This window comes from Pseudomonas sp. 2,4-D, assembly GCF_030418155.1.
In the GTDB taxonomy this organism is placed as follows: domain Bacteria; phylum Pseudomonadota; class Gammaproteobacteria; order Pseudomonadales; family Pseudomonadaceae; genus Aquipseudomonas; species Aquipseudomonas alloputida.
In genome coordinates this window covers 56,867-82,562 of the sequence record NZ_JAUHUI010000009.1, presented here as the reverse complement: position 1 = coordinate 82,562, position 25,696 = coordinate 56,867, and the positions used below count along the sequence as shown (strand labels likewise).

The window sequence follows — 25,696 nt, the reverse complement described above, 5'->3', positions numbered from 1 at the left end:
TGACCATTGTGCCGTGCCCCTCCCAAAGATTACTAGTGTCCCGACATGAGCCAACAATTCCAACATGATGTCCTGGTGATCGGCAGCGGTGCCGCCGGTCTCAGCCTGGCACTTAACCTTCCCAGCCACCTTCGCGTTGCCGTGCTGAGCAAGGGCGACCTGGCCAACGGCTCGACCTTCTGGGCCCAGGGCGGCGTCGCTGCAGTGCTGGACAACACCGATACTGTGCAGTCGCATGTCGAGGACACCCTCAATGCCGGCGGCGGGCTGTGCCATGAAGACGCAGTGCGCTTTACCGTCGAGCACAGCCGCGAAGCGATCCAGTGGCTGATCGAGCAAGGCGTGCCCTTCACCCGCGATGAGCACTACAGCGTCGACGATGGCGGCTTCGAGTTCCACCTCACCCGTGAAGGGGGCCACAGCCACCGGCGCATCATCCACGCCGCCGACGCTACCGGCGCGGCAATCTTCACCACGCTGCTGGAACAGGCTCGCCAGCGCCCGAACATCCAGCTGCTGGAGCAGCGGGTGGCGGTCGACCTGATCACTGAACGCCGCCTGGGCCTGCCCGGCGAACGCTGCCTGGGCGCCTACGTGCTCGACCGCAACACCGGCGAGGTAGACACCTTCGGCGCGCGCTTCACCGTGCTGGCCACTGGCGGTGCGGCCAAGGTTTACCTCTATACCAGCAACCCTGATGGTGCCTGCGGCGACGGTATCGCCATGGCCTGGCGGGCCGGTTGCCGGGTGGCGAACCTGGAATTCAACCAGTTCCACCCGACCTGCCTGTATCACCCGCAGGCCAAGAGTTTCCTGATCACCGAAGCCCTGCGCGGCGAGGGCGCCCTGCTGCGCCTGCCCAACGGCGAACGCTTCATGCCACGCTTCGACCCACGCGAAGAGCTGGCCCCACGGGACATCGTGGCCCGCGCCATCGACCACGAGATGAAGCGCCTGGGCGTGGACTGCGTATACCTGGACATCACTCACAAACCCGCAGATTTCATCAAGAGCCACTTCCCCACCGTGTACGAGCGCTGCCTGGCCTTTGGCATCGATATCACCCGCCAGCCGATCCCGGTGGTACCAGCGGCGCATTACACCTGCGGCGGGGTGATGGTCGACGACTGCGGCCACACCGACGTACCTGGCCTGTATGCCATCGGCGAAACCAGTTTCACCGGCCTGCACGGCGCCAACCGCATGGCCAGCAACTCGCTGCTGGAATGTTTTGTGTACGGACGCGCCGCCGCTGCCGACATCCAGGCGCACCTGGGGCAAGTGGCCATGCCCAAAGCCTTGCCCGGCTGGGACGCCAGCCAGGTGACCGACTCGGACGAGGACGTGATCATTGCGCACAACTGGGACGAACTGCGGCGCTTCATGTGGGACTACGTCGGCATCGTGCGCACCAGCAAGCGCCTGCAGCGGGCCCAGCACCGCATTCGCCTGCTGCTGGATGAAATCGACGAGTTCTACAGCAACTACAAGGTCAGCCGTGACCTGATCGAGCTGCGCAACCTGGCGCAAGTGGCCGAACTGATGATCCTGTCCGCCATGCAGCGCAAGGAAAGCCGAGGGTTGCATTACACACTGGACTATCCAGGGATGCTGGACGAGGCCAAGGACACCATCCTCAGCCCGCTCTGAAAAGGGCGTCGCGGCCTTCGCGTGCTCGCCCGCTCCCACAGGGGGTTAACTGCCGTGCAGCATTGCGCAGTACCTGTGGGTGCGGGCGAGCCCAAGAAGAAACTGACCCGATCCTGATCTATGCCCGGCTCACCGCAGCCCAGCGCCGCCGGCTGAACTTCAATCGCACGCGCAATCGCCGATGCTCATCCGGCCCCAGCGCATCCCGCGGTACGCACTGGCTCTGCCCCAACCACCGCCCCGCCCGCTCAAAGCGCAACACCACCAGCCCAGGCAAAGCCACGCTGTCCCGGCACAAGCGCACTGACTGCCACCCATAGGCACGGCTGAATACCTGCCAGCCCCGCACATCACGGCGCAGGCCGACAACAGCATGCCCATGGGTCAACAGGATACGTCGGGGAATGGCCCAGCCAGCGTGGGCCGTGCAGGCGGCGACAACCGAAAAGGTCAGCCACCCGGGCAGCGGGCTCGCCCACACGGCAAGCCACGCCAGTACCTGACAAGCCAGGTAGGCCACCAGCAGCAGGCGCGAGCCTTGCCAGCGGCACTCGAAGCACTCACTTGGGCTGGACACGGTCCAGAATGATGCGGACCATGCGCTGCAGTTCCGGGTCTTCGGACTCGGTGCGCTCCATGAACCAGCCGAACATGTCCTGATCCTCGCAGCTCAAGAGACGCACGTACAGTTCACGGTCGGTCTCATTGAGGGTGGGGTAGACTTCCTGGGTGAAAGGCACCAGCAGTACGTCCAGTTCCAGCATGCCGCGGCGGCTGTGCCAGAAAAGCCGGTTGAGTTCAGTTTGTTCGACCATGGGGCCCTCCTCGAATGGGCCGCCAGTATACAGCCAGGCGCGCGAAGCGACACCGGGCGTTGGTCTAGTCACCTACCTATTTTGTTACCGGCGTTCTATGATGGCCGCCAGTCTTTAGCCACCGCGATGACCCATGGCCGATTCCGCTTTCTTCTGCCCCCTGTCCCACGAGGGCATCCTCGCCGTCCGCGGCTCCGATGCAGGCAAGTTCCTGCAAGGCCAGCTGACCTGCAACATCAACTACCTCAGCCAGGAACACGCCAGCCTCGGCGCCCGCTGCATGGTCAAGGGGCGCATGCAGTCGAGCTTCCGCATAGTGCCCGAAGGCAACGGCTACTTGCTGGCCATGGCCAGTGAACTGCTCGACGCGCAACTGGCCGACCTGAAAAAATACGCCGTGTTCTCCAAGGCCACGCTGACCGACGAAAGCACCGCATGGGCACGCTTCGGCCTGCAAGGTGGCGACGCTGCACTGCAGGCGCTGGGGCTTTTCGTGCCCGCAGCCGCCGGTAGCACCGTGCGCCATGACGGGCTGATCGCGATCGCCGTGTCCGCCGGCCGGGTTGAGCTGTGGGTGCCGGCGGCTGACGCCGAGCCTGTACGCCAGGCCCTTGCCGCAGCGCTGCCCGAAGGCACGCTAAACGACTGGCTGCTGGGCCAGATTCGCGCAGGTATCGGCCAGGTCATGGGCCCGACCCGTGAACTGTTCATCCCGCAGATGATCAACCTGCAGGCCGTCGACGGCGTCAGCTTCAAGAAAGGCTGCTACACCGGCCAGGAAATCGTCGCCCGCATGCAGTACCTGGGCAAACTCAAGCGCCGCCAGTACCGCCTGGCCCTGGACCAGCAGGCCATTCCGGCCCCGGGCGCCGAGATTTTCTCACCCACCCATGGGTCGTCGGTCGGTGAAGTGGTCATTGCTGCCGGCAACGGCACGGGCTGCGAACTGCTCGCGGTGCTCAGCGCCGAGGCAGTGGAAGACGGCAACCTGCACCTGGGCAGCCTCGAAGGCCCGCGCCTGCAGGTGCTGACCCTGCCTTACGAACTGGACCGCGACCGGGAAATCCAGCGCTGACCAGCCTGCCCCACCCCTGTGGCGGGGCCGCACCACCACTGCGGTAGACATGCCCATGAACAAGCTGGCCGAGTTGGTTCAAGCACAATTGCTTGACGCCATCGAAAAGGATGACCTGGTCCTGCCAACCCTGCCCGAGGTTGCCTTGAGCATCCGTGAAGCAGCGGAAGACAGCGAGATCAGCGTAGCGGCCCTGAGCAAGGTGATTGGCCGCGACGCGGCCCTGTCAGCGCGCCTGATCAAAGTCGTCAACAGCCCACTGCTGCGTGCTGCGGTCGAAGTGACCGACCTGCATACCGCCATCACACGGCTAGGCATCAACTACAGCTGCAACCTGGCCATCGGCCTGGTGATCGAGCAGATTTTTCATGCCCGCTCGTCGGCCGTCGAGCAGAAACTGCGCGATATCTGGGCCAGTAGCCTGGAAGTGGCGGGCATCAGCTACGAAATCTGCCGCCGCTTTACACCTCTCAAGCCTGACCAGGCCACCTTGGGTGGGCTGGTCAACCAGATTGGCGCGCTGCCGGTACTCATCTATGCCGAAGAGCACAACGAACTGTTGTCCGACCCGGTTTGCCTGCATTACGTGATCGAGCAACTCCAGCCGGTGCTGGGGGACAAGATCCTCAAGGCCTGGGAGTTTCCGGAGCAGTTGGTCAACCTGCCGAGCCAGGTTCATGACCTGGACCGCCAGACTGACAAGATCGATTACATCGACATCGTGCAGATCGCCCGCTGCATCAGTCAGCGCGGGCGCCACCGTCCCTTGGCTGCGCTGCCGGCTTACCGCCATCTGGGGCTGCCGTTTGGCACCGAGCTGGAGGTCGATGAACTGCTAGAGGCGCGGAGCATGTTGCGCTGAGCTGTAACAGCCTGCCAGGGCCCTTTCGCAGGTGAGCCCGCGAAAGGGCCGACCCAGGCAAACCCTCAATCCGCAATAAAACTCACCCGCACCCGCAACCCGCCCTTCTCGCCATCATGCAGGCTCACCTGCGCCAGGTGCGCCCGACAGATCTCGCCAACGATCGCCAGCCCTAACCCACTGCCCTGCGCACTTCGCCGGTAGAACCGCTCGAACACCCGTTCGCGCTCGGCCTCGGGAATACCTGGCCCGTCGTCTTCCACTTCCAGCACTGCCGGCGCCATTACCCGCAAAATCACATTGCCACCCGCTGGCGTATGCGCCAAGGCATTGTCCACCAGGTTGCTCAACAACTCGTTGAGCAATGTCGGCTCCCCCTTCAGCCACACCGGCGCCTCGGCCTCCAGCGCCAACGCCACCCCGCGCTTGTGCGCCAAAGGCGCCATGGCCATGCCCAGCTCGCGGGCCAGCTGGCTCAAGTCCAGACGCTGCGCACCGCCTTCAGCAATCGCCCGTGCGCCATTCTCGACCCGCGCCAGCGACAACAGCTGGTTGGCCAGGTGGGTCAGCCTGTCGGTGCCCTGGGCGGCAGACTCCAAGGTCTGCCGCCACTCCTGCGGCTCGGCCGAGCGCAAGCCCAGCTCGACACGTGCCTTCAACGCCGCCAGCGGCGTTCGCAGTTCGTGGGCCGCGTCGGCAATGAACTGCGCCTGGCGCTCGAACTGGCCGCGCAAGCGCTCGGTAAAGTGGTTCAAGGCGCGCACCAGCGGGCCCAGCTCGCGCTGTACCTGTACCACCGGCAACGCTCGCAAGTCGTCCGGCTGACGTTCCTCCACCGCTGTGCGCAGGCGCTCCAACGGGCGCAACGCGGCACTCACGGCAAACCACACCATCACCAACGCCCCCAGTGCCAGCATGCCCAGGCGCAGCAGGGTATCGGCCATCAACCCTCGGGCCATGCGCACCCGCGCTTCCTCGGTTTCGGCTACGCGAATTTCTGCCATACCGTTCATGTTCGGCTCGCTGACCGGCTTCAGCAGGCTGACCACACGAACGTCCTGGCCCAGGTAAGTGGCGTTGTAGAACCGTGCCAGTGCCGGATAGTCATCGGTGCGTGGCGTGCCTGGCGGCGGTGGCGGCAGGTTCTCGTAGCCAGAAATCAGCCTTTGCTTGATATCCAGCACCTGATAGTAAATGCGCCCCGCACTGTCATAGGCGAACGTGTCCAGCGCCACGTAAGGCACATCCGCGCTCAACGAACCATCGCGCTGCGACAGGCCCGCGGCGATGGTTCTCGCCGAAGCCAGCAGGGTGCGGTCGTAGGCGGTGTCGGCGGCCTCGCGGCCATTCCAGTAGGCGCTAAGGCCGCTGGCCAGCATCAGCACCACCAGCAACAGCGCCAAATTACCCAGCAAGCGCCCGCGCAGGCTGCCGTTGTCACGCATCGCGGTGCTCAAGCAAATAACCCAGACCGCGGAAGGTGACGATGGCCACAGGGTGCCCGTCGAGCTTCTTGCGCAGCCGGTGAATGTAGATTTCGATGGCGTCAGGGCTGGCCTCTTCGTCCAGGCCAAACACCTGGGCAGCCAGCTGCTCCTTGCTCATCACCCGGCCCGGGCGAGCGATCAGCGCTTCCAGCACGCTCTGCTCGCGCGAGGTCAGCGTCAGGTTGTCGTCACCGAGGGTGAAGCGCCGGGTGTCCAGGTCATACACCAGCGGCCCACAGCGTTGCTGGCGCTCGCCACCGAGCACACTGCGGCGCAGCAAGGCCTTGACCCGCGCCTCCAGCTCGGTCAGCTCAAACGGCTTGGCCAGATAATCGTCGGCGCCCAGGTTCAGGCCATGGACCCGGTCCTTGACGTCACTGCGCGCAGTCAGCATCAGCACCGGCAAGGTCTTGCCGCGACCTCGCAAGCGCGCCAGTACCTCAAAGCCGTCCATGCGCGGCAGGCCGACATCCAGCACGGCCACGGCGTATTCCTCACTGGCCAGCGCCAGGTCGGCAGCCACGCCGTCATGCAGCACATCCACGGTCAGGCCATGGCTTTTCAAGGCCAGGGCCACGCTTTCGGCCAGTTGCAGGTGGTCTTCGACCAGTAGCACACGCATCGGATTCTCCCTGCTCGGGTGGGACGGTGGCGCGGAGTGTACCGCTGTCACCACGCCTGTGAAGCCCCTCGTGACAAACCTTTCACGCTGAAAGGTTAGCGAAAGGTTCGTTGCCTAGCATCGCACCACGGTCGCCCTTCGCGCCGAAAAAAGCACCAGCAAGGTGCAACGAATAAGAACAATAAACGGAGTCATCGACGATGCTGTCATTGCAGCCGCAGGCGTTCGCGCCTACCCGTTCCTTTACCGCACGCCCCTCGGCCATCGCCAGCGCCCTCGCGCTTGCCGGTGTCGCCCCGATGAGCCAGGCCGCCTTCTTCGAAGACAGCACGGCCACCTTCGAAACCCGCAACATGTACTTCAACCGCGACTTCCGCGACGGCACCAGCGCGCAGCAATCCAAGCGCGATGAATGGGCCCAGGGCTTCATCCTCAATTTCGAGTCTGGCTACACCGATGGCACCGTGGGCTTTGGCCTGGATGCATTGGGCATGCTCGGCATCAAGCTCGACTCCAGCCCCGACCGTACCGACAGCGGCCTGCTGCCGACCCACGATGACGGCAAGGCTGCTGACGAATACTCCAAGCTGGGCCTGACCGGCAAGGTGAAGATCTCCCAGACTGAACTCAAGATCGGCACCCTGATCCCCGAACTGCCAACCCTGCAACCCAACGACGGGCGTATCCTGCCGCAAACCTTCGAGGGCGGCCTGCTCACCTCCAAGGAGATCAAGGGCCTGACCTTCACTGGTGGCCGCATAGACAAAGCCAAGGACCGCAACGACACCAACTGGGAAGACCTGGCGCTGAACAACAAGAACGGCCGCTTCGGTGGCAGTTTCAGCGCTGACAATCTGGCGCTGGGCGGGCTCGACTACCAGTTCACCGATCGCATCACCGGCAGCTACCACTTCGCCCAGCTCGACGATATTTACCGCCAGCACTTCATCGGCATGGTCGCCACACAGCCATGGGGCCCGGGCACCCTGGGTGCCGACCTGCGCCTTGCCATGAGCGACGACGCCGGTGCAGCCAAGGCCGGCAACATCGACAACACCACCGTGAACGGCATGCTCAGCTATGCCCTGGGCGGGCACAAGGTCAGCGCCGCCTGGCAGCAGTTGTCCGGCGAAAGTGCCTTCCCGTATGTGGATGGCGCCGACCCGTACCTGGTCAACTTCGTCCAGATCAATGACTTCGCCGGGGCCGACGAACGCTCCTGGCAGGCGCGCTACGACTACAACTTCGCCGCGCTCGGCGTACCGGGCCTGACCTTCATGACCCGTTACATCAGCGGTGACAACGTCAGCCGTGCTGCCGGTGGCGAAGGCAAAGAGTGGGAACGCAACACCGAACTGAAGTACGTGGTACAAAGCGGCCCGTTGAAGAACGTCGCCGTGCGTCTGCGCAACGCCACCTTCCGCTCCAACTTCGCCCGTGACGCGGATGAAGTGAGGCTGTTGGTCAGCTACAGCGTGGCGCTGTGGTAACCCCATAGCGGTAATCCGATAACAACAACACTCACGGAGATCGACGATGACCTTTTCACTGCGCCGCCTCGTCCTCGCTACCGGCTGCCTGCTGTTGGCCGGCAACGCCCTCGCTGCAGAACCGAAACGCCCCGAATGCATCGCCCCCGCCTCCCCTGGCGGTGGCTTCGACCTGACCTGCAAGCTGGTGCAAAGCGCACTGGTACAAGAAAAGATCCTCAGCAAGCCGATGCGCGTCACCTACATGCCCGGCGGTGTCGGCGCGGTCGCATACAACGCCGTGGTCGCCCAGCGCCCGGCAGACGCCGGCACGCTGGTGGCCTGGTCCAGCGGCTCACTGCTTAACCTGGCCCAGGGCAAATTCGGCCGTTTCGACGAAAACGCGGTGAAATGGCTGGCTGCCGTCGGCACCAGCTACGGTGCCATCGCAGTGAAGAGCGACTCGCCCTACAAGACTCTTGATGACCTGGTCGCAGCGCTGAAGAAAGACCCGAGCAAGGTCGTGATCGGTTCCGGCGGTACCGTCGGCAGCCAGGACTGGATGCAGACCGCGTTGATCGCCAAGGCCGCAGGCATAAACCCGCGCGACCTGCGCTACGTGGCCCTGGAGGGCGGCGGCGAAATCGCCACGGCATTGCTGGGCGGCCACATCCAGGTCGGTTCTACCGACATTTCCGACTCCATGCCGCACATCCAGAGCGGCAACATGCGCATCCTCGCGGTGTTCTCTGAAAACCGCCTGGACGAGCCGGAAATGAAAGACATCCCTACTGCCAAGGAGCAGGGCTACGACATCGTCTGGCCGGTGGTGCGCGGCTTCTACCTGGGGCCAAAAGTGAGCGACGAGGACTACGCCTGGTGGAAGGCCTCGTTCGACAAGATGCTGGCCTCCGAGGACTTCGCCAAGCTGCGAGACCAGCGCGAGCTGTTCCCGTTCGCCATGACCGGCGAAGAGCTGGACGGCTATGTGAAGAAGCAAGTGGCTGACTACAAGGCACTGGCCAAGGAATTCGGCCTGATCCAGTAAGCCTGTCGGACTCACTCCCCCCCTGTGGGAGCGGCCTTGTGTCGCGATCGGGCGCGAAGCGGCCCCTGGCACAGCCGATACGATGCTTCGGACAGATCGCATCGGCAGATTTAGCGGCCGCTTCGCGCCCGATCGCGACGCAAGGCCGCTCCCACAGGATTTGCATCTCACTTGAGCAATCCCAACGAGGATTCCCCAATGATCCTTCAACGCATTTTCGCCCTGGCCCTGCTGGCGGTGTGTGCCGCCCTGGCCGTGATGGCCTGGCCCTATCAGGCTGCATTCTCCTATGAACCGGTGGGCCCGCGCGCTTACCCGCTGCTGGTGCTCGGCCTGATGGGGCTGGGCCTGCTGTACCTGGTGTTCCGCCCAACGCCCATCGTGCGCAAGGATGACGAACCGGAACTGGACCGCGAGACCCTGATCAAGATCACCGCCTGTGTCGGCCTGCTGATCGTCTTCGCCGCCACTTTCGAAGCGCTCGGCTTCATCCTCAGCGCCATCCTGGTCGGCCTGCCCATGGCTCGGCTGTACGGTGGCCGCTGGCTGCAAAGCGCCATTGTGGTGGCCGGCATGAGCATTTTCCTCTACTGGCTGTTCGACCGCGTGATGGACGTGCCCCTGCCCCTTGGCCTGCTGAGCGTACTGGAGAACTGACATGGATACCTTGAGCTACCTGGGCCAGGGCTTCGGCATTGCCCTGTCCCCCTACAACCTGGTCACCGCCCTCTCCGGCACCTTGATCGGCACCGTGGTCGGCTTGCTGCCGGGCCTGGGCCCGATCAACGGCGTGGCCCTGCTGATCCCCATCGCCTTTGCCCTCGGCCTGCCGCCGGAATCGGCGCTGATCCTGCTGGCCGCGGTGTACCTGGGCTGCGAATATGGCGGGCGTATCAGCTCGATCCTGCTGAACATCCCGGGCGAAGCCTCGACCGTCATGACCACCCTCGATGGTTACCCGATGGCCCGCCAGGGCCTGGCCGGTGTTGCCCTGTCGCTGTCGGCCTGGAGTTCGTTCATCGGCGCCTTCATTGCCACCTGCGGCATGGTGCTGTTCGCCCCGCTGCTGGCGAAATGGGCCATCGCCTTCGGCCCGGCGGAGTACTTTGTGCTGATGGTGTTCGCCATCGTCGCGCTGGGTGGCATGGCCGGTGACAAACCACTGAAAACCTTCATTGCAGCACTCATCGGCTTGTTCCTGTCGGCGGTCGGCATCGACGCCAACAGCGGCGTTTACCGCTTCACCGGTGACAGCGTGCACCTGGCCGACGGTATTCAGTTCGTGGTGCTCGTGCTGGGCCTGTTCTCCGTCAGCGAAATCCTCCTGCTGCTGGAGAAGACCCACCATGGCCACCAGGCGGTCAAGGCTACCGGCCGTATGCTGTTCAACTTCAAGGAAGCGGCCTCGGTGTTCCTGGTCAACATCCGTTGCGGCCTGCTCGGTTTCATCATGGGTGTTCTACCCGGCGCCGGCGCAACGCTGGCCAGCGCCGTGGCCTACATGACCGAGAAACGCATGGCCGGTGAAAGCGGCAAGTTCGGCAAAGGCGATGCCCGCGGCCTGGCAGCGCCGGAAACTGCCATTGGTGCGTCCTGCTGTGGCGCCCTTGTCCCGATGCTGACCCTGGGCGTACCGGGCTCTGGCACCACGGCCGTGATGATCGGCGCCCTGACCCTGTACAACATCACCCCTGGCCCACTGCTGTTCGAACAGCAGCCAGATATCGTCTGGGGCCTGATCGCCTCGCTGTTCGTCGCCAACATCATGCTGGTGATCCTCAACATCCCGATGATCCGCATCTTCACCCGCATCCTCGCCGTGCCAAACTGGGCGCTGGTGCCGGTGATCGCCATCATCACCGCGATCGGCGTTTACGCCGTGCATGCCACTACCTTCGACCTGTTCCTGATGGTCGGCATCGGCATCATGGGCTACATCATGCGCAAGCTGGACTTCCCACTGTCGCCGATTCTGCTGGGCTTCATCCTCGGCGGGCTGATGGAGCAGAACCTGCGTCGGGCGCTGTCGATCTCCAACGGTGAACTGGGCATCCTCTGGTCGAGCCCGATCAGCATGGGCATCTGGGCGCTGGTAGTGGTAATGCTCGCCCTGCCGCTGCTGCGCATCTGGCGCAAACGCAGCCTGCAGCGCCGGGCCCTGGCCGATGCCTGATCGGTCGTTGCCATTGTTCGTCGCGACCGGGCTGGTCGGCCTTGCTGGCGGTTTTGCCGCCAGCAAGGTCGGCTGGCCTTTGCCATGGATGGTCGGCTCATTGCTGGCGATCATCCTGGTGCGCTGCCTGACGCGTTGGCAGCTGTCGGAAATCCCCAACGGCCGCAAGTACGGGCAGTGGATCATCGGCATCGGTATTGGCCTGCACTTCACCCCCGCGGTGATCGAGCAGGTGGCCAGCCATTTCGCGCTGATCTTCTTCGGTGCGTTGTTCACCACCCTGTCCAGCGTGATCAGCGTATGGCTGCTGCGGCGAACCGGCGAAGACCGCGCCACCGCGTTCTTCGCCAGCATGCCTGGCGGTTCGGGAGAGATGGTCAACCTTGGGGCGCGCAATGGCGCGGTGCTCAGCCAGGTGGCGGCAGCACAGAGCTTGCGTGTGCTGGCAGTGGTGCTGTGCGTGCCGGCGCTGTTCAAGTTTCTGCTGGGTGACGGGGTACCACTGAACCACACCGGTAGCGTGAGCTGGGGCTGGCTGGCATTGATTGCGCCCTTGGGCGTTGCCGTTGCCTTGCTCTGGCAGCGCTTGCGCCAGCCCAACCCCTGGCTGTTCGGGCCATTGCTGGTAGCGGCTACGGTCAGCCTGGCCGGCAACCTGCAGATCGCCCTGCCCAATGGCGCCAGCCAGATCGGCCAGTGGCTCATCGGCAGCGGCCTTGCCTGCCACTTCAACCGCGCGTTCTTCCGCCGCGCACCGTCGTTCCTGGGGCGCACCTTGATGGCCACGGCGTTGTGCATGGCGATTGCCGCCAGTGCCGCGTGGGTGCTGAGCATGATGACTGCACTGGACTTGCGTTCGCTGACACTGGGGATGATGCCTGGCGGAATCGCCGAAATGAGCCTCACGGCCGAAACGTTGCAATTGTCAGTGCCGCTGGTGACGGCGCTGCAGGTGATGCGCCTGATCCTGGTGTTGTTTCTGGCAGAACCGCTCTTCCGGTTGTGGGACAACAGGCATTCGAGCTGCAAGTACCCTGAAGATAGATAGTTACCACTTGCCCAATGCCCGGGTGAATAGAGTCGGATTGCTGCCCTGATCGCCAGCAAACCCACACTTCCCGGCATTCAAGAGGTAATGATGAAAGTCCGTCTTTCTTGCAACTATCGCTCGGCTATTGCCTGGGCATGCCTTGCCATCAGCGCAGGCAGCCTTGCCGCAGAACCACCTGCCCCCGTCCAGATCAACGTCGTGGCTATCAATGATCTTCACGGCTACCTGGAACCCAACCCCCAGGACTACGCCGGCGCGCAAGGCGCTACCCGCCTGACCTACGGCGGCATCGCCACACTCGGCGCCATGCTCGATGAACTGCGAACGCAGGACCCCGATCTGCTGTTCATCGGGGCAGGCGACTTGATAAGGGGCAGCCCCGCCATTTCTGCGCTGTGGGCTGACGAGCCTGTGCTTGAGGCCTTGAACGCGATGGGCATGATTGCCAGCGCATCCGGGAACCACGAACTGGATGCAGGCAAGGCCGAGTTTCTTCGTCAGATCCAAGGAGGATGCGAGTCAACGCGCCCTGAAAAGGCCTGCAAGTTTCGCGGCAATTATCCAGGAAGTGGCTTCCCTTACATAGCGTCCAACCTGATCGATACCAGCACGGGCGAGCGCTTGCTACCGGCCTATCACATTCAGCAGGTAAAAGGGGTCAAGATAGCGTTCGTCGGTGCAGTGCCGCGCAACATGGAAAAAGTGGTCTCGGCCAGAGCATTCGCAGGGCTCAAAGCCACAGATGAAGCGCAAGCCATCAATGACGTGATTCCAGAGCTCCGGGCCAAGGGTGTGAATGCAATCATTGCGGTCATGCACCAGGGAGGGGATACCGCCGAGCCGTTCGACACGCAGGATTGCAGCCAGCTGAGTGGCACGATCGTCGACGTGGCGAAGCGGCTGGATCCTGCGGTAGATGCCGTCATCAGCGGCCACTCGCATGCCAGCTATCAATGCAAGGTGGGTGACTTGAGCATCACTCAGGCTGGCAAGTACGGCCACTTCCTGACTCAGTTGAAGTTGCAGGTAACGCCAGGCACCCATCACGTCACGAACATCACCGCCCGCAATATTCCTGCTGACCCACAGAACTACATGCCGAATGCCAAGTTGACGAGCTTGCTGGAGGAAGTGCGTCAGCGGTCCGGGGAAAAGTTGCTCGAACCCATAGGACGCATCTCGACGACAGAACTTGACCGCAAAGAAAATGCCGCCGGTGAAACAACCTTGGGGAACCTGGTCACGGATGCCCAATTGGCCATGACCCAAGCGTTTCAGACACAAGTTGCCTTTCTCAACCTGGGTGGGCTGCGCAGTGATCTTATCCAGCCTGCCGATAGCGACCTGACCTACGAACAATTATTCGCCGTACAACCTTTCAATAACCCACTGGTGGTTCAGGAACTGACAGGCAAGCAGATTACCGAACTGCTCAACCTTCAATGGAACAGGGGCAGTTTCAATCCGCTGCAAGTATCGAAGGGTTTTCATTATGAGTGGGATGGTTCACGGCCTGTCGGCAGCCGTGTCGTCGAGGGGAGTGTGCGTCTTCACGGCAAACCCGTTGAGCCGTTGACCCATTATCGCGTCGTCAGCAACCTTTTCCTGGCCGATGGAGGCGGTGGCTTGGCCACTTTCAAAGAAGGAAGGCGACGCCAGGACACCGGCATCACCGACCTTGAAGCCTTGGTGGAATACGTGCGCCAAAACCATGAGCGGGGGATTGCCATTGGCCAGCGCAGCGAGCCGCGCATCAGCATGACGCCCTGAGCGATTGCGTACCCCACCGCGGTTTCTCACAGCGGGGGCAGTGTCCAGTCGATGGGCCCGAGCCCCCGCTGCTCGAGGAAGCTGTTGGCACGGCTGAAATGCCCGCAACCGATGAACCCGCGATACGCCGACAGCGGCGAAGGATGGACCGACTTCAAAACCAGATGCTTGGTACCGTCGATCAGCTTCTGCTTGCTCTGTGCATGCGCCCCCCATAGCAGGAATACCACGTTCGGGCATTGCTCACTGACCACCTGGATAATCCTGTCGGTAAACAATTCCCAGCCTTTCTTGGCATGCGACGCGGCATTGGCGCGCTCGACGGTCATGGTCGTGTTGAGCAACAGAACGCCTTGTTCTGCCCAGCTTTGGAGGTAGCCGTGGCTGGGGATCGGGATGTTCAGGTCGCGCTGCAGCTCCTTGTAGATATTGACCAGCGACGGCGGCGTGGCCACGCCCGGTTGCACCGAGAAGCACAAGCCATGTGCCTGGCCCGGCCCGTGGTACGGGTCCTGACCGAGGATGACCACCTTCACCTGGCCCAGCGGTGTCGAATTGAGCGCATTGAAGATCAGCGGCCCTGGCGGGTAGATCTCCTTGCCGGCAGCGTACTCGCCACGCAGGAACTCGCGCAGCTGGTGCATGTAAGGCTGGTCGAATTCACCGCGCAATGCGGCCTTCCAGCTGGGTTCGAGTTTGATGCGATCGTCGTCAGTCATGGGGCCTTCCATAAACAATGGCGCGACACTAGGTAAGCCCTTCGCGCTTGTCAAACGATCCGACCGACGACCGGCATGATCGGCCAGGCAAGCCATACTTGAGCGATGACTTGCGAGAGGTAGTCCATGACCATTCACTGCGAGGTACTCACCGGCGTCGATGGCGCCCGCATCGGCATCGCCACCCTGGATGCGCCCAAGGCGCTCAATGCCCTGAACCTGCCAATGATCGAGGTGCTGGGCGAACAACTGCATGCCTGGGCCCGCGACCCGGGTATCGTCTGCGTGCTGCTGCGCGGCAACGGGGCAAAAGCCTTTTGCGCAGGCGGCGATGTCCGTGCGCTGGCGCAAGCCTGCCGCGACCACCCCGGCAGTGTCCCACCGCTGGCGGCCTCCTTCTTCGCCGCCGAATACCGCCTGGACTTTGCCCTTCACACCTACCCCAAACCGTTGTTGTGCTGGGGCCATGGGCATGTGCTGGGTGGCGGCATGGGGCTGCTGCAAGGCGCCAATGTACGTATCGTCACACCCAGCAGCCGGCTGGCCATGCCGGAAATCAGCATCGGCCTGTACCCTGACGTAGGCGCCAGTTGGTTCCTGGCCCGGCTGCCGGGCAAGCTGGGTTTGTTCTTCGGCCTGACAGGTGCGCCGATCAATGCCCGCGATGCCCTTGACCTGGGCCTGGCTGACCGTTTTCTGGGCGAGCACCAGCAAGAGGCCTTGATCGAGGAGTTGGTGCAACTCAACTGGCAGGAGCAGACCGCCATACAACTGAACAGCTTGCTCAAGGCCGAGCAGCATCGTGCCTGCGCCGAGCTGCCTGATGCCCAGTGGCTGCCACGACGGCATGAGATCGATCAGTTACTCGACGTGGCTGATGCGGCTTCAGCCTGGCGCGCGCTGGAAAGGCTCAAGCAGCATGACGACCCATTGCTGGCAGATGCCGGCCACCGTCTGCATGAGGGTTGCCCGCTGACGGCGCATCTGGTCTGGGAGCAGATCCGCCGGGCGCGGTACCTGTCGTTGGCGCAAGTGTTCCAGATGGAATACAGCATGAGCCTGAACTGTTGCCGCCACCCTGAATTCAGTGAAGGCGTGCGCGCTCGCCTGCTGGACAAAGACAACCAGCCGCGCTGGCACTGGCCTGATGTGGCGCAAGTGCCGGCGGCGGTAGTCGAGGCGCATTTTGCCAAGGCGTGGGAAGGGCGGCACCCATTGGCGGATGTGGGTTAGCCTGCTGATCCGGGGGCTGCTTTTCAGCCCCCGCCTCCGCTCAGCTAGCGCTGCCAGTTTCCTCCTCGCTCCTGCCCGCGTCGCCCGTCCCAACGCCCGCGGTCGTCAACCTGCCGATTGGAGTGCCGGTCGCCCTGCCGGTAACGCTTGCTGTCATTGCGATAGTCATGACGATCCCGGTCCTGCCGGTAATCTTGCCGCTGGCGATTGCCGTAGTCATAGCGCGGGTTGCCATGCCACTGGTTCATCCGCGGCTGTGAATAGGGCCGGTAATGGGGCACAGGGGCCGACCGATTGTAGTAACGGGGAGCAGGCTGATAGTAGTAGCGCGGTGCAGGCGCCACATAGTAACGGTCATAGCGGTAATACCCCGGTGCCACATAGCGGTCGGTGGAGTAGTAGTCCGAACGGTAATAGCCCCCGCGCTCATGGTACGGGGCGCAGGCCGAAGTCATCAGCCCCAGCAGGGTGATCAACAGGATTCGATAGGACATGGCGGCCTCCTGGACCGCTGGAGTGCCCGAACAGCGGCGCTGGCGAGCGTCGATACGAGATGCGTCAATCGACACTGACTAAGACAGCGGCGTGCAGGTACAGTGCCATTTCTGCAATAACTTGATACAGGTGAAATCACCCTGAAAAACTTGCAGTCATTTGCCGGCCATCTCACTAGAATAAGCGGCTTGGCACACATCACGGGAAGATCATGCCCTTACGTTCCGCTCTGTTCTCGCAACGCTCGCTGATCGTTACCCTGCTCGTGTTACTGGCCTGCGGCTTCCTGGCCACCTCGCTGCTAAGCTACTTCTCCTCGCGCAGCGCCATCCGCGACGGCATCATCAATACCGAATTGCCGCTGACCTCCGACACTGTCTACTCGGAAATCCAGAAAGACCTGATCCGCCCGGTGCTGATTGCCTCGATGATGGCCCAGGACACCTTCCTGCGCGACTGGGTGCTGTCCGGCGAACAGGATACCCAACGCATGACCCGCTACCTGAGTGAGGTCCTGGGCAAGCAGGACATCTTCACGTCCTTTTTCGTGTCCGATCGCACGCTGACCTACTACCAGGCCAAGGGCGTGCTCAAGCACGTCGAACCGGGCACCTGGCGTGATGCCTGGTATTTCCGTCTGCGTGAACTCAAGGCCCCTTATGAGATCAACGTCGATCTGGACATGGCCAACCAGGACAGCCTGACCGTGTTCATCAACTACCAGGTGCACGACTACCAGCAGCGCTTCATCGGCGCGGCAGGCGTAGGGCTGAGCGTATCTTCGGTGGTCAAGCTGATTGATCAGTACCAACGCCGCTACCAGCGCGCGGTGCTATTCACGGATGCCAAGGGCAAGGTGCTGCTGACCGGCTCCGAGGGTGGCCCGCATGGCTTGCAAGTCGGCCAGTCACTTAAGGACAACCCTGAGCTGAAGGCCATGCTGGCCGAGCAACTGGTGCCAGGCGAAGGCAGCCATGAGTACCATGACAGCGAAAACCACAGCCACTTTCTCAACGTTCGCCACCTGCCCGAACTGGACTGGTACCTGTTGGTGGACAAACGCGAAACCGGCGTCCTCGACCGCATTCGCCACGCGCTGTACCTGAACCTGGCGATCTGTACGATGATCACCCTGGTGGTGCTGGCACTGGTGCATGCCATGGTCCGCCGCCACCAGGCCAGCACCGAAGCCTTGGCCACGCTCGACAGCCTCACCGGCTTGCACAACCGGCGCAGCTTCGACCTGCTCGCCGCCCAGGCGCTGCGAGAAGCCCGGCGCGACAGTAGCCCTATGGTGGCCTTGCTGATCGATCTGGACCACTTCAAGGCGCTGAACGACAACCACGGCCACCTGGCAGGTGACGAAGTGCTACGCCAATTCGCCAATGTGCTGCAAGGCAGCCTGCGTCAGTCAGATATACTGTGCCGCTGGGGCGGTGAGGAATTCATCGTGCTGCTGCGCGAAGCTGAAGGCCGCCAGGCCATCGAGGTGGCGGAAAAGATCCGCCGACGCACCGAGCAGCTGACCTTCAGTTACGACAACCAGCCGCTGCGGCTGACCACCAGCATCGGCCTGAGCAGCCTGCAACCGGGGGATACCCTGCACGCCCTGCTGACCCGCGCCGACCGCGCGCTTTATCGTGCCAAGCAGGCTGGCCGCAACCGTGTCTGCAGTGAAACCCGCCATGAATGACAAGCAACACTGCCCCGCTTGCGGTGCCCTCAACCAATGCAGCCTGGCCGACCCACGCCGTGCCACCCAGGCGTGTTGGTGCTACAGCGTGACCATCGACCCGGCCGTGCTCCAGGCCCTGCCCGACGAGCTGCGTAACAAGGCCTGTCTGTGCCCGCGCTGCGCCGCCGTTGAAGAACAGCTCCGTCCATCCGCTGCCCACTGATCGTTGCCATGCGCCTTGACCGTTTCCTCTCCAACCTACCCAGTTACAACCGCCAGCACGTCCGCCTGATGCTGGCGCAACGCCGCGTGCGAGTGGATGGCCAGGTAGTCAGCGACCCGCTGACCGACGTGCGTGAATTCAGCCGCGTAGAGCTGGACGAGCAACTGCTGCAGGCCGGCCGCCCGGCCCGCTACCTGATGCTGTACAAGCCCACTGGCTGCGTAAGCGCCACCCACGATCCGCAACACCGTACCGTTCTCGACCTGCTGCCAGCGGCGTTGCGAGATGACCTGCACATAGCCGGGCGCCTGGATTTCAACACGACCGGCCTGATGATCCTGACCAACGATGGCCAGTGGTCACGGCGCCTGACCCAGCCTGCCACCAAGCTGCCCAAGCATTATCTGGTGGACACAGAGGACGAGATTGGCGAGCACTATGTGGCCAAGTTTCGCGAGGGTTTCTATTTTGCCTTCGAAGACCTCACCACCCAACCTGCCCAGCTGGACATCCTCGGCCCCCACCGAGCCCGGCTGGCGATCGTCGAGGGGCGTTACCACCAGGTCAAGCGCATGTTCGGGCATTTCAACAACAAGGTGATCGGGCTGCATCGGGAGAGCATGGGGGCGATCCGGCTGGATCCGGGGTTGGCGCCGGGGGAGTATCGTGAACTGACGGCCAATGAGATAGCCACTGTCTAGGCCGTGACAGACAGCCCACGTCGTCACACGACCGCTCAGCGACAAAAGTCACATTACTTACCGAACGGCACTTGCGCGATCCCCAACCCACTGCTTGAATCCAAATCGTCAGTCTGCATGTGACTACCAAGTCACACCTGCAATCAATGACACTTTTTGCCGGCCACCCAAAGCCTTGATGCCTTGGGGCACGGCAAATTGCCCGCCAAAAACAATACCGTCGACGCAAGTGCCAAGGATCGACACAGGGCCCCGGATTATCTTCAGGCAAATGCCTACCTGTCATAAAGAACGTGCACCCTAGGTGACGCGAATACCCTTTTTGCGCCAGGAGTCGATGACATGAGGCCAGAAATCGCTGTACTTGATATCCAAGGTCAGTATCGGGTTTACACGGAGTTCTATCGCGCGGATGCGGCCGAAAACACGATCATCCTGATCAACGGCTCGCTGGCCACCACGGCCTCGTTCGCCCAAACGGTACGTAACCTGTACCCACAGTTCAACGTGGTTCTGTTCGACCAGCCTTATTCAGGCAAGTCCAAGCCGCACAACCGTCAGGAACGGCTGATCAGCAAGGAGACCGAGGCGCATATCCTCCTTGAGCTGATCGAGCACTTCCAGGCAGACCACGTGCTGTCTTTTTCGTGGGGTGGCGCAAGCACGCTGCTGGCGCTGGCGCACCAGCCGCGGTACGTGAAGAAGGCGGTGGTGAGTTCGTTCTCGCCAGTGATCAACGAGCCGATGCGCGACTATCTGGACCGTGGCTGCCAGTACCTGGCCGCCTGCGACCGTTATCAGGTCGGCAACCTGGTCAATGACACCATCGGCAAGCACTTGCCGTCGCTGTTCAAACGCTTCAACTACCGCCATGTGAGCAGCCTGGACAGCCACGAGTACGCACAGATGCACTTCCACATCAACCAGGTGCTGGAGCACGACCTGGAACGTGCGCTGCAAGGCGCGCGCAATATCAACATCCCGGTGCTGTTCATCAACGGCGAGCGCGACGAGTACACCACAGTCGAGGATGCGCGGCAGTTCAGCAAGCATGTGGGCAGAAGCCAGTTCAGCGTGATCCGCGATGCGGGCCACTTCCTGGACATGGAGAACAAGACCGCCTGCGAGAACACCCGCAATGTCATGCTGGGCTTCCTCAAGCCAACCGTGCGTGAACCCCGCCAACGTTACCAACCCGTGCAGCAGGGGCAGCATGCATTTGCCATCTGAGCGGCTCGGCGCCTTGTAGCCAATACCCGCAGGCCACGGGGCGCCGACAAGCTTTTTTATAACTTGGGCTTCTAATTCGCTGAAGGTTCTGGTAAAAAGTCGAGCTCAGATGCGGGTATAGTTTAGTGGCAAAACGAAAGCTTCCCAAGCTTTAGTTGAGGGTTCGATTCCCTCTACCCGCTCCACATCGCAGTCCCGCATGGCGTTCCAGCAACGTCATCGCAGTCAAAAGGAGCCTAGGCTCCTTTTTTCGTTTTTCACCTGCCTTGACCTGGCCCATGGCCATTTACCCACCGATCCGCTTCAATGCGCATCGGGTTTTTGCGTGCGCAAGCGAAACGGCTTGTGGCGGATATGCTCAATGGATTCGTGAAACAATTCGAAAGGACTACGCATGTTTCTCTCCCGCTGGCTACCAGGTCTTGCCAACCTGCTGCATTACCGCCGCGAATGGTTCCACGCCGACCTGCAAGCTGGCCTGTCGGTAGCCGCGATCCAGATTCCCATTGCCATTGCCTACGCGCAGATCATCGGGCTGCCGCCGCAATATGGCCTGTACGCCTGCGTGCTACCGATGATGGTCTATGCGCTGATCGGTAGCTCGCGCCAGCTGATGGTCGGCCCCGACGCCGCCACTTGCGCGATGATCGCCGGTGCCGTGGCACCGCTGGCCATGGGCGACCCGCAGCGCATCGTCGAACTGTCGGTGATCGTCACCGTGCTGGTCGGCGTGATGCTGATTGCCGCGGGCCTGGCGCGGGCCGGTTTCATCGCCAGCTTCTTCTCGCGGCCGATCCTGATCGGCTACCTCAACGGTATCGGCCTGAGCCTGATCGCCGGGCAGCTGTCCAAGGTGGTGGGCTTCAAGATCGAGGGCGACGGTTTCATCCTCAGCCTGATCAACTTCGTCCAGCGCCTGGGGGAAACTCACTGGGTCACATTGATCATCGGCCTGGCCGCCCTGGGCCTGCTCATCTGGCTGCCACGGCGCTACCCGCGCCTGCCCGCAGCCCTCACGGTAGTGGCGCTGTTCATGCTGCTTGTTGGCCTGTTCGGCCTTGACCGCTTCGGCGTCGCCGTCCTTGGGCCGGTACCTTCAGGCATCCCGCAACTGGCTTGGCCACACAGCAACCTGGCGGAAATGAAGAGCCTGCTGCGCGACGCCCTGGGTATCGCCACCGTCAGCTTCTGCAGCGCCATGCTTACCGCACGCAGCTTTGCCGCCCGGCATGGCTATGCGATCAACGCCAACCACGAATTCGTCGCCCTGGGCGTGAGCAACCTGGCGGCCGGGGTTTCCCAGGGCTTTGCCATCAGCGGTGCCGACTCGCGCACTGCAGTCAACGACATGGTCGGTGGCAAAAGCCAGCTGGTGGGCATCATCGCGGCACTGGTGATCGCCCTGATCCTGCTGTTCTTCACCGCGCCCATGGCCTGGATCCCGCAGGCTGCGCTGGGCGCCGTGCTGCTGATGGCGGGCTGGGGGCTGATCGACATCAAATCGCTGGGGCATATCCGGCGTCTAAGCCGCTTCGAGTTCTGGCTGTGCCTGCTGACCACGGCGGGCGTACTGGGCCTGGGTGTGCTGCCCGGCATCGTGTTTGCCGTGACCCTGGCGATCCTGCGCCTGCTTTACAGCATCTACCAGCCCACCGATGCCGTACTGGGCTGGCTGCCGGGCACCGAAGGCCAGGTGGACATCCGCAAGTTCAAAGACGCTCGCACCGTGCCTGGCCTGGTGGTGTACCGCTTCGACGACGCCATCCTGTTCTTCAATGCCGACTACTTCAAGATGCGCCTGCTTGAAGCCGTGCAAAGCCAGGACCAGCCTAAAGCCGTGCTGTTCGATGCCGAAGCGGTAACCACCATCGATGTCAGCGGCATCGCCGCCCTGCGCGAAGTGCGCGACACCCTGGCGGCTCAAGGCATCCTCTTCGCCATCGCCCGCGCCCGTGGCACTTTCCTGCGCATGCTGGTGCGCTCGGGAATGGCGCGGGACATGGAAGAAAAACTGCTATTCGGCTCGGTACGCGCAGGGATTCGTGCGTACCGCGTGTGGCGCAACCAAAACCGCAGCGTGCAAGTGACAGAACAGGGTTGAGCGGCTTTCATCCTGTTCAACGTGCTGCGCCTGTGCTGGCCCTTTCGCGGGTAAACCCGCTCCTACAGGGACTTGTAGGAGCGGGTTTACCCGCGAAAGGGCCAGCACAGGCAGCACAAAACCATCACCTTGACACCAACCCTCGCACACCTTGCATGACATGCTAAAGTCGCCCCGTTCCCCGCACCACCCAACGGATCCAGCATGCCCGCACTTGATGCCACCCTTACCCCCTGGCCAGAACTCGCCGCCCGCCATCCCTGCGACGCCCTGCTGCTGGGCAACGGCGCAAGCCGCGCAGTATGGAAGCCGTTCGGCTACTTCTCGTTGTTCGAGCAGGCGCAACGCGCAGGCCGCAAGAAAGGCCTGGCGGTCAGTGACCAGGCACTGTTCAGGTCCTTGGCCACGGAACTGTTCGAGCCGGTGCTCAGCGCCCTCAACACCACCGTGCGTACCAATGCCGCACTGGCGATCAACTCCACCGCGCCGCTGAACCGCTACTACTCGATCAAGGAAGCATTGATTCACGCCGTGCGCACGGTGCATCTGCCCTGGCCATTGATGCCGCCGGCCACCCTGGCAACCCTCAATCAGGCCCTGCGCGGCTATCGAAGCGTCTACACCAGCAACTACGACCTGGTGCTGCCATGGGCCGTGCAGCACGCCTCGAATGGCTTCGCCGAACTGTTCGACGAACAAGGCTATTTCGACGTGCGACGCACCGGCAGCGAAGGTACCCGGGTGCTGCACCTGCATGGCGGCCTGCACCTGCTCAAGCTGCCCGACGGCACCACCCGCCAGCGCAGCGCTGAAAGCGCCGAACTGCTCGATGGGTTTGCGGTGAATATCCCGGGTGAAGTCCCGCTGTTCGTCAACGAAGACCGCAGCGACGAGAAACTGCGCGCGATCCGCAACTCGGACTATCTGAGCTGGTGCCTGGGGCAGCTGGCGCAGGAGAGCCAAGGGATATGCCTGTTCGGGCAGCATCTGGACAGCAGTGACCGGCACCTGCTCGACGCTGTTCGCCAAGCCCATCCGCAACAGCTATCCATCGCCATTCGGCCGCTGGGCGAGGCGTCGGTGATCAATCAGAAGCAGCATTTTGCAGATCGTTTCGGGGATTTGCCGGGGACGGTGCTGCATTTCTTCGATGCCAGCACCCATCCGTTGGGGCAGGCAGCATTGGCTATCGAAGTGCCCCCTGCTCGGCGCTGACAGAGTGCCCGGCAGGCGTGCCGGTGGGTGGCGTCAGAGCAACCCATCCGCGCGCAACAACGTTTCCAGGCAATGCTCCTGCACCCCGTAGAACGCTTTGAGCTGGGCAATCTTCTCCAGCAACGCCCCGTTATCCCCCGCCTGCCGCCGCTTCACCGCAAGAATCATCTTGTTCTTGTTGGTGTGCTCCAGCGAGATGAACTCGAACACCTTGGTTTCATAGCCACAGGCTTCCAGGTACAGCGCACGCAGGCTGTCGGTCAGCATCTCGGCCTGCTGGCCCAGGTGCAGGCCATACTGCAGCATGGGCTGCAGCAACCCCGGGCTGTGCAGTTGCGGGCGGATCTGCTTGTGGCAGCACGGCGAGCACATGATGATCGCGGCGTTGCAGCGGATGCCGGTATGGATGGCGTAGTCAGTGGCGATATCACAGGCATGCAAGGCGATCATCACCTCGATGGCCTCAGGCACCACGCTGCGCACATCACCACACTGGAACTCCAGGCCCGGGTGGTCGAGGCGTGCGGCCGCGGCGTTGCACAGGTCGACCATGTCCTGGCGCAGCTCCACGCCGGTCACCTGTGCGTCACGGCCCAAACTGTTGCGCAAGTAGTCATGCATGGCAAAGGTCAGGTAGCCCTTGCCCGAACCGAAGTCGGCCACCCGCAGCGCCTGTTCCGGCGACACAGGTGCATTGGCCAGGGCGTGATCAAAAACCTCGATGAATTTGTTGATCTGCTTCCACTTGCGTGACATGGACGGGATCAGTGCGCCTTGTGCGTCGGTCACACCGAGGTCGCGCAGAAACGGCCGCGACAGCTCCAGATAACGCTTCTTCTCGCGGTCATGCCCGCTGCCCGCATCGGCCACGCGCGGTGCCTGGGCACCGTGGCGCTGGAGCATCGGTTTGCCCTTCTTGCTGAAGGTCAACTGCACTTCGCCGTCAGCATCGAACAAATGAGCATTGCGGAAGCTGTCCGGCAGCAGTTCGGCAACCAGCACCTGGGCCTGATCCAGCGGCAGGTTGCGGGTGATGTCGCGGGTCTGGTGGCGGTAGACCAGCGACAGGCACGGCTGGCCCTTGACCTGCAGCGGCTTGGCAATGATCCGTTGCAAGGTCTGGTCGGCACCGACATGGCGCGCCAGCACCAGCTTGACCAGGGTTTCGCCGTGCAGGGCGGCGTTCAGCAGGTCGAGAAACTGAGCGCGCGCATCCGGCGCGCAAGAGGCAGAAGTACTGGCGGACATGAAAAAGGGGGCCTTGGGTAGCGGAACGCCTATTCTAACGTGCCGCAGGCACCCTGTGGGAGCAGGCTTGCCCGCGAACACCGGCAAAGCCGGTGGCAGACGCCGTATCGCCTGATTCGCGGGCAAGCCCGCTCCTACAGGGAATCCAGCAAGGCTGGGCGCGCCTTCAGTCGAGAATCACCAAGCGGTTGGGCAACTCGTTGCGTGCATGGGTTGGCGGCACGTGCTGGCTAAGCAGCTCGCCACACGCTTCGATGCACTCGACAAAGCCCTGCAAGGTGCGGCCCTGGCGCACCTGTTCGGCCAAGCGGGCACCGATGGCCGCGCGGGCTTCGGCATCCAGGCAGTGTTCGATACCCCGATCGACCAGGATCTCCACATGCTGCTCTGCCTCGCTGACGAAAATCAGCACGCCCGTGGCGCCTGCTGTGCGCTGCAGGTTCTGCTCGCGAAACTGCTGCTGGGCCAGGCGCGAAGCACGCCAGCGGCGCAAGGTACGGGGGATCAGCCAGTCGGCCAGGCGCGGGTTGCGCAGCAGCAGGCACAAAACGACGAACAGCAGCACGTTGCCCATCAGCACGCCACGCACGCTGGGCCAAGCCAGCAGCCAGTGCAACAGACCGGGCACGGTCAGTGCCAGCACGGCGGCCCACAACAACGGCCAATACGCATAATCGTCGGCACGACGGGCAAGCACCGTCACCAGTTCGGCATCGGTACGCCGTTCGGCACAGGCAATGGCTTCGGCAATCTGCCGCTGATGGTATTCGTCGAAGGGGGTCATGCCGTCGGTCTCTTGAGCGTTCTTATAGTTGTTATCCCGGCATTCGGGGC

General features: G+C 62.7%; 24 protein-coding genes and 1 tRNA gene. 17 read left to right on the top strand and 8 right to left on the bottom strand.

The genetic code is table 11. The features are described 5' to 3' along the window. Positions 1–45: 45 nt before the first annotated feature. A complete protein-coding gene (gene nadB / locus QYE47_RS09400; RefSeq protein WP_019436554.1) occupies positions 46–1,650 on the top strand; it encodes an L-aspartate oxidase in 1,605 nt (534 codons plus the stop codon). Between the two features lie 118 nt (positions 1,651–1,768). Here the strand turns inward: nadB and QYE47_RS09395 are convergent, their stop codons facing one another. Both QYE47_RS09395 and QYE47_RS09390 read right to left on the bottom strand, forming a co-directional pair. Further along, the gene (locus tag QYE47_RS09395) at positions 1,769–2,227 is read right to left on the bottom strand and encodes a protein YgfX (RefSeq protein ID WP_301158943.1); all 459 of its coding nucleotides are present in this window, start codon (positions 2,225–2,227) and stop codon (positions 1,769–1,771) included. Continuing rightward, positions 2,211–2,465, bottom strand: coding sequence for a succinate dehydrogenase assembly factor 2 (locus QYE47_RS09390; RefSeq protein ID WP_003252043.1), 255 nt, complete (start codon positions 2,463–2,465; stop codon positions 2,211–2,213). Before QYE47_RS09390 ends, QYE47_RS09395 begins: the two co-directional genes overlap by 17 nt. A gap of 133 nt (positions 2,466–2,598) precedes the next feature. Between QYE47_RS09390 and QYE47_RS09385 the strand changes: the two genes are divergently transcribed. Continuing rightward, positions 2,599–3,540: a folate-binding protein YgfZ gene (locus QYE47_RS09385; protein WP_019436555.1), complete on the top strand. Its 942-nt coding sequence runs from the start codon at positions 2,599–2,601 to the stop codon at positions 3,538–3,540. Between the two features lie 55 nt (positions 3,541–3,595). Then, complete coding sequence (locus tag QYE47_RS09380) at positions 3,596–4,402, top strand: HDOD domain-containing protein (RefSeq protein WP_026031798.1); 807 nt, start codon at positions 3,596–3,598, stop codon at positions 4,400–4,402. 65 nt (positions 4,403–4,467) lie between these two features. Here QYE47_RS09380 and QYE47_RS09375 read toward each other — a convergent pair whose 3' ends face one another. Then, entirely contained in the window at positions 4,468–5,847 is a 1,380-nt protein-coding gene (locus tag QYE47_RS09375) for a sensor histidine kinase (protein ID WP_014592221.1), read from the bottom strand. Next, the gene (locus QYE47_RS09370) at positions 5,840–6,511 is read right to left on the bottom strand and encodes a response regulator (protein ID WP_010952527.1); all 672 of its coding nucleotides are present in this window, start codon (positions 6,509–6,511) and stop codon (positions 5,840–5,842) included. The genes QYE47_RS09375 and QYE47_RS09370 overlap by 8 nt, the downstream gene beginning before the upstream one ends. Before the next feature lie 200 nt (positions 6,512–6,711). Here QYE47_RS09370 and QYE47_RS09365 point away from each other — a divergent pair, with 200 nt between their 5' ends. The 6 genes from QYE47_RS09365 (at position 6,712) to QYE47_RS09340 (ending at position 14,022) form a co-directional block, all read left to right on the top strand. Then, the gene (locus tag QYE47_RS09365) at positions 6,712–8,001 is read left to right on the top strand and encodes an OprD family porin (protein ID WP_070384313.1); all 1,290 of its coding nucleotides are present in this window, start codon (positions 6,712–6,714) and stop codon (positions 7,999–8,001) included. Positions 8,002–8,047: 46 nt separating this feature from the next. Beyond that, entirely contained in the window at positions 8,048–9,028 is a 981-nt protein-coding gene (locus tag QYE47_RS09360; RefSeq protein WP_003252023.1) for a tripartite tricarboxylate transporter substrate binding protein, read from the top strand. Positions 9,029–9,226: 198 nt separating this feature from the next. Continuing rightward, positions 9,227–9,685, top strand: a complete 459-nt coding sequence (locus QYE47_RS09355; RefSeq protein ID WP_017147937.1) for a tripartite tricarboxylate transporter TctB family protein — start codon at positions 9,227–9,229, stop codon at positions 9,683–9,685. A gap of 1 nt (position 9,686) precedes the next feature. Then, on the top strand, positions 9,687–11,201 hold the full coding sequence (locus QYE47_RS09350; protein WP_019436557.1) for a tripartite tricarboxylate transporter permease: 1,515 nt from the start codon (positions 9,687–9,689) through the stop codon (positions 11,199–11,201). Next, a complete protein-coding gene (locus tag QYE47_RS09345; protein WP_070384314.1) occupies positions 11,194–12,249 on the top strand; it encodes an AbrB family transcriptional regulator in 1,056 nt (351 codons plus the stop codon). Before QYE47_RS09350 ends, QYE47_RS09345 begins: the two co-directional genes overlap by 8 nt. A 90-nt stretch (positions 12,250–12,339) precedes the next feature. Then, positions 12,340–14,022, top strand: a complete 1,683-nt coding sequence (locus QYE47_RS09340; protein WP_301158942.1) for a bifunctional metallophosphatase/5'-nucleotidase — start codon at positions 12,340–12,342, stop codon at positions 14,020–14,022. Positions 14,023–14,048: 26 nt separating this feature from the next. Here QYE47_RS09340 and ung read toward each other — a convergent pair whose 3' ends face one another. Then, complete coding sequence (gene ung, locus QYE47_RS09335) at positions 14,049–14,741, bottom strand: uracil-DNA glycosylase (RefSeq protein WP_014592227.1); 693 nt, start codon at positions 14,739–14,741, stop codon at positions 14,049–14,051. Positions 14,742–14,867: 126 nt separating this feature from the next. Between ung and QYE47_RS09330 the strand changes: the two genes are divergently transcribed. Further along, the gene (locus QYE47_RS09330) at positions 14,868–15,974 is read left to right on the top strand and encodes an enoyl-CoA hydratase/isomerase family protein (RefSeq protein WP_014592228.1); all 1,107 of its coding nucleotides are present in this window, start codon (positions 14,868–14,870) and stop codon (positions 15,972–15,974) included. Between the two features lie 44 nt (positions 15,975–16,018). Here QYE47_RS09330 and QYE47_RS09325 read toward each other — a convergent pair whose 3' ends face one another. Next, a complete protein-coding gene (locus tag QYE47_RS09325) occupies positions 16,019–16,468 on the bottom strand; it encodes a hypothetical protein (RefSeq protein ID WP_014592229.1) in 450 nt (149 codons plus the stop codon). A gap of 212 nt (positions 16,469–16,680) precedes the next feature. On the opposite strand from QYE47_RS09325, the gene QYE47_RS09320 reads away from it, so the two are divergent. The 7 genes from QYE47_RS09320 (at position 16,681) to QYE47_RS09290 (ending at position 23,614) form a co-directional block, all read left to right on the top strand. Next, complete coding sequence (locus QYE47_RS09320) at positions 16,681–18,162, top strand: diguanylate cyclase (RefSeq protein ID WP_014592230.1); 1,482 nt, start codon at positions 16,681–16,683, stop codon at positions 18,160–18,162. Beyond that, on the top strand, positions 18,155–18,367 hold the full coding sequence (locus QYE47_RS09315) for a cysteine-rich CWC family protein (protein ID WP_003252007.1): 213 nt from the start codon (positions 18,155–18,157) through the stop codon (positions 18,365–18,367). The genes QYE47_RS09320 and QYE47_RS09315 overlap by 8 nt, the downstream gene beginning before the upstream one ends. A gap of 8 nt (positions 18,368–18,375) precedes the next feature. After that, positions 18,376–19,068, top strand: coding sequence for a pseudouridine synthase (locus QYE47_RS09310; RefSeq protein ID WP_070384316.1), 693 nt, complete (start codon positions 18,376–18,378; stop codon positions 19,066–19,068). A 342-nt stretch (positions 19,069–19,410) separates the two neighbouring features. Beyond that, positions 19,411–20,298 carry a (R)-3-hydroxydecanoyl-ACP:CoA transacylase gene (gene phaG, locus QYE47_RS09305; protein ID WP_070384317.1) on the top strand — a complete coding sequence of 296 codons (888 nt, stop codon included), beginning with the start codon at positions 19,411–19,413 and terminating at the stop codon, positions 20,296–20,298. Positions 20,299–20,409: 111 nt separating this feature from the next. After that, positions 20,410–20,483, top strand: a tRNA-Gly gene (locus QYE47_RS09300). Positions 20,484–20,692: 209 nt separating this feature from the next. Then, on the top strand, positions 20,693–22,399 hold the full coding sequence (locus QYE47_RS09295; protein WP_014592233.1) for a SulP family inorganic anion transporter: 1,707 nt from the start codon (positions 20,693–20,695) through the stop codon (positions 22,397–22,399). A 204-nt stretch (positions 22,400–22,603) separates the two neighbouring features. Continuing rightward, positions 22,604–23,614 carry a DUF4917 family protein gene (locus QYE47_RS09290; protein WP_070384318.1) on the top strand — a complete coding sequence of 337 codons (1,011 nt, stop codon included), beginning with the start codon at positions 22,604–22,606 and terminating at the stop codon, positions 23,612–23,614. A gap of 33 nt (positions 23,615–23,647) precedes the next feature. On the opposite strand, the gene QYE47_RS09285 is transcribed toward QYE47_RS09290, so the two are convergent. Both QYE47_RS09285 and QYE47_RS09280 read right to left on the bottom strand, forming a co-directional pair. Then, positions 23,648–24,862, bottom strand: a complete 1,215-nt coding sequence (locus tag QYE47_RS09285) for an SAM-dependent methyltransferase (protein WP_019437039.1) — start codon at positions 24,860–24,862, stop codon at positions 23,648–23,650. Between the two features lie 166 nt (positions 24,863–25,028). Then, positions 25,029–25,646, bottom strand: a complete 618-nt coding sequence (locus QYE47_RS09280; RefSeq protein ID WP_014592236.1) for a TPM domain-containing protein — start codon at positions 25,644–25,646, stop codon at positions 25,029–25,031. Positions 25,647–25,696: the final 50 nt, after the last annotated feature.

Bases quoted from the DNA above. Each gene is read 5' to 3' on its own strand.
- QYE47_RS09325 (WP_014592229.1), bottom strand. From the start codon at position 16,468: ATGTCCTATCGAATCCTGTTGATCACCCTGCTGGGGCTGATGACTTCG.
- QYE47_RS09370 (WP_010952527.1), bottom strand. From the start codon at position 6,511: ATGCGTGTGCTACTGGTCGAAGACCACCTGCAACTGGCCGAAAGCGTG.
- QYE47_RS09355 (WP_017147937.1), top strand. From the start codon at position 9,227: ATGATCCTTCAACGCATTTTCGCCCTGGCCCTGCTGGCGGTGTGTGCC.
- QYE47_RS09320 (WP_014592230.1), top strand. From the start codon at position 16,681: ATGCCCTTACGTTCCGCTCTGTTCTCGCAACGCTCGCTGATCGTTACC.
- phaG (WP_070384317.1), top strand. From the start codon at position 19,411: ATGAGGCCAGAAATCGCTGTACTTGATATCCAAGGTCAGTATCGGGTT.
- QYE47_RS09295 (WP_014592233.1), top strand. From the start codon at position 20,693: ATGTTTCTCTCCCGCTGGCTACCAGGTCTTGCCAACCTGCTGCATTAC.
- QYE47_RS09375 (WP_014592221.1), bottom strand. From the start codon at position 5,847: ATGCGTGACAACGGCAGCCTGCGCGGGCGCTTGCTGGGTAATTTGGCG.
- ung (WP_014592227.1), bottom strand. From the start codon at position 14,741: ATGACTGACGACGATCGCATCAAACTCGAACCCAGCTGGAAGGCCGCA.
- QYE47_RS09365 (WP_070384313.1), top strand. From the start codon at position 6,712: ATGCTGTCATTGCAGCCGCAGGCGTTCGCGCCTACCCGTTCCTTTACC.
- QYE47_RS09345 (WP_070384314.1), top strand. From the start codon at position 11,194: ATGCCTGATCGGTCGTTGCCATTGTTCGTCGCGACCGGGCTGGTCGGC.
- QYE47_RS09290 (WP_070384318.1), top strand. From the start codon at position 22,604: ATGCCCGCACTTGATGCCACCCTTACCCCCTGGCCAGAACTCGCCGCC.
- nadB (WP_019436554.1), top strand. From the start codon at position 46: ATGAGCCAACAATTCCAACATGATGTCCTGGTGATCGGCAGCGGTGCC.
- QYE47_RS09315 (WP_003252007.1), top strand. From the start codon at position 18,155: ATGAATGACAAGCAACACTGCCCCGCTTGCGGTGCCCTCAACCAATGC.
- QYE47_RS09390 (WP_003252043.1), bottom strand. From the start codon at position 2,465: ATGGTCGAACAAACTGAACTCAACCGGCTTTTCTGGCACAGCCGCCGC.
- QYE47_RS09350 (WP_019436557.1), top strand. From the start codon at position 9,687: ATGGATACCTTGAGCTACCTGGGCCAGGGCTTCGGCATTGCCCTGTCC.
- QYE47_RS09360 (WP_003252023.1), top strand. From the start codon at position 8,048: ATGACCTTTTCACTGCGCCGCCTCGTCCTCGCTACCGGCTGCCTGCTG.
- QYE47_RS09385 (WP_019436555.1), top strand. From the start codon at position 2,599: ATGGCCGATTCCGCTTTCTTCTGCCCCCTGTCCCACGAGGGCATCCTC.
- QYE47_RS09280 (WP_014592236.1), bottom strand. From the start codon at position 25,646: ATGACCCCCTTCGACGAATACCATCAGCGGCAGATTGCCGAAGCCATT.
- QYE47_RS09310 (WP_070384316.1), top strand. From the start codon at position 18,376: ATGCGCCTTGACCGTTTCCTCTCCAACCTACCCAGTTACAACCGCCAG.
- QYE47_RS09330 (WP_014592228.1), top strand. From the start codon at position 14,868: ATGACCATTCACTGCGAGGTACTCACCGGCGTCGATGGCGCCCGCATC.
- QYE47_RS09340 (WP_301158942.1), top strand. From the start codon at position 12,340: ATGAAAGTCCGTCTTTCTTGCAACTATCGCTCGGCTATTGCCTGGGCA.
- QYE47_RS09285 (WP_019437039.1), bottom strand. From the start codon at position 24,862: ATGTCCGCCAGTACTTCTGCCTCTTGCGCGCCGGATGCGCGCGCTCAG.
- QYE47_RS09380 (WP_026031798.1), top strand. From the start codon at position 3,596: ATGAACAAGCTGGCCGAGTTGGTTCAAGCACAATTGCTTGACGCCATC.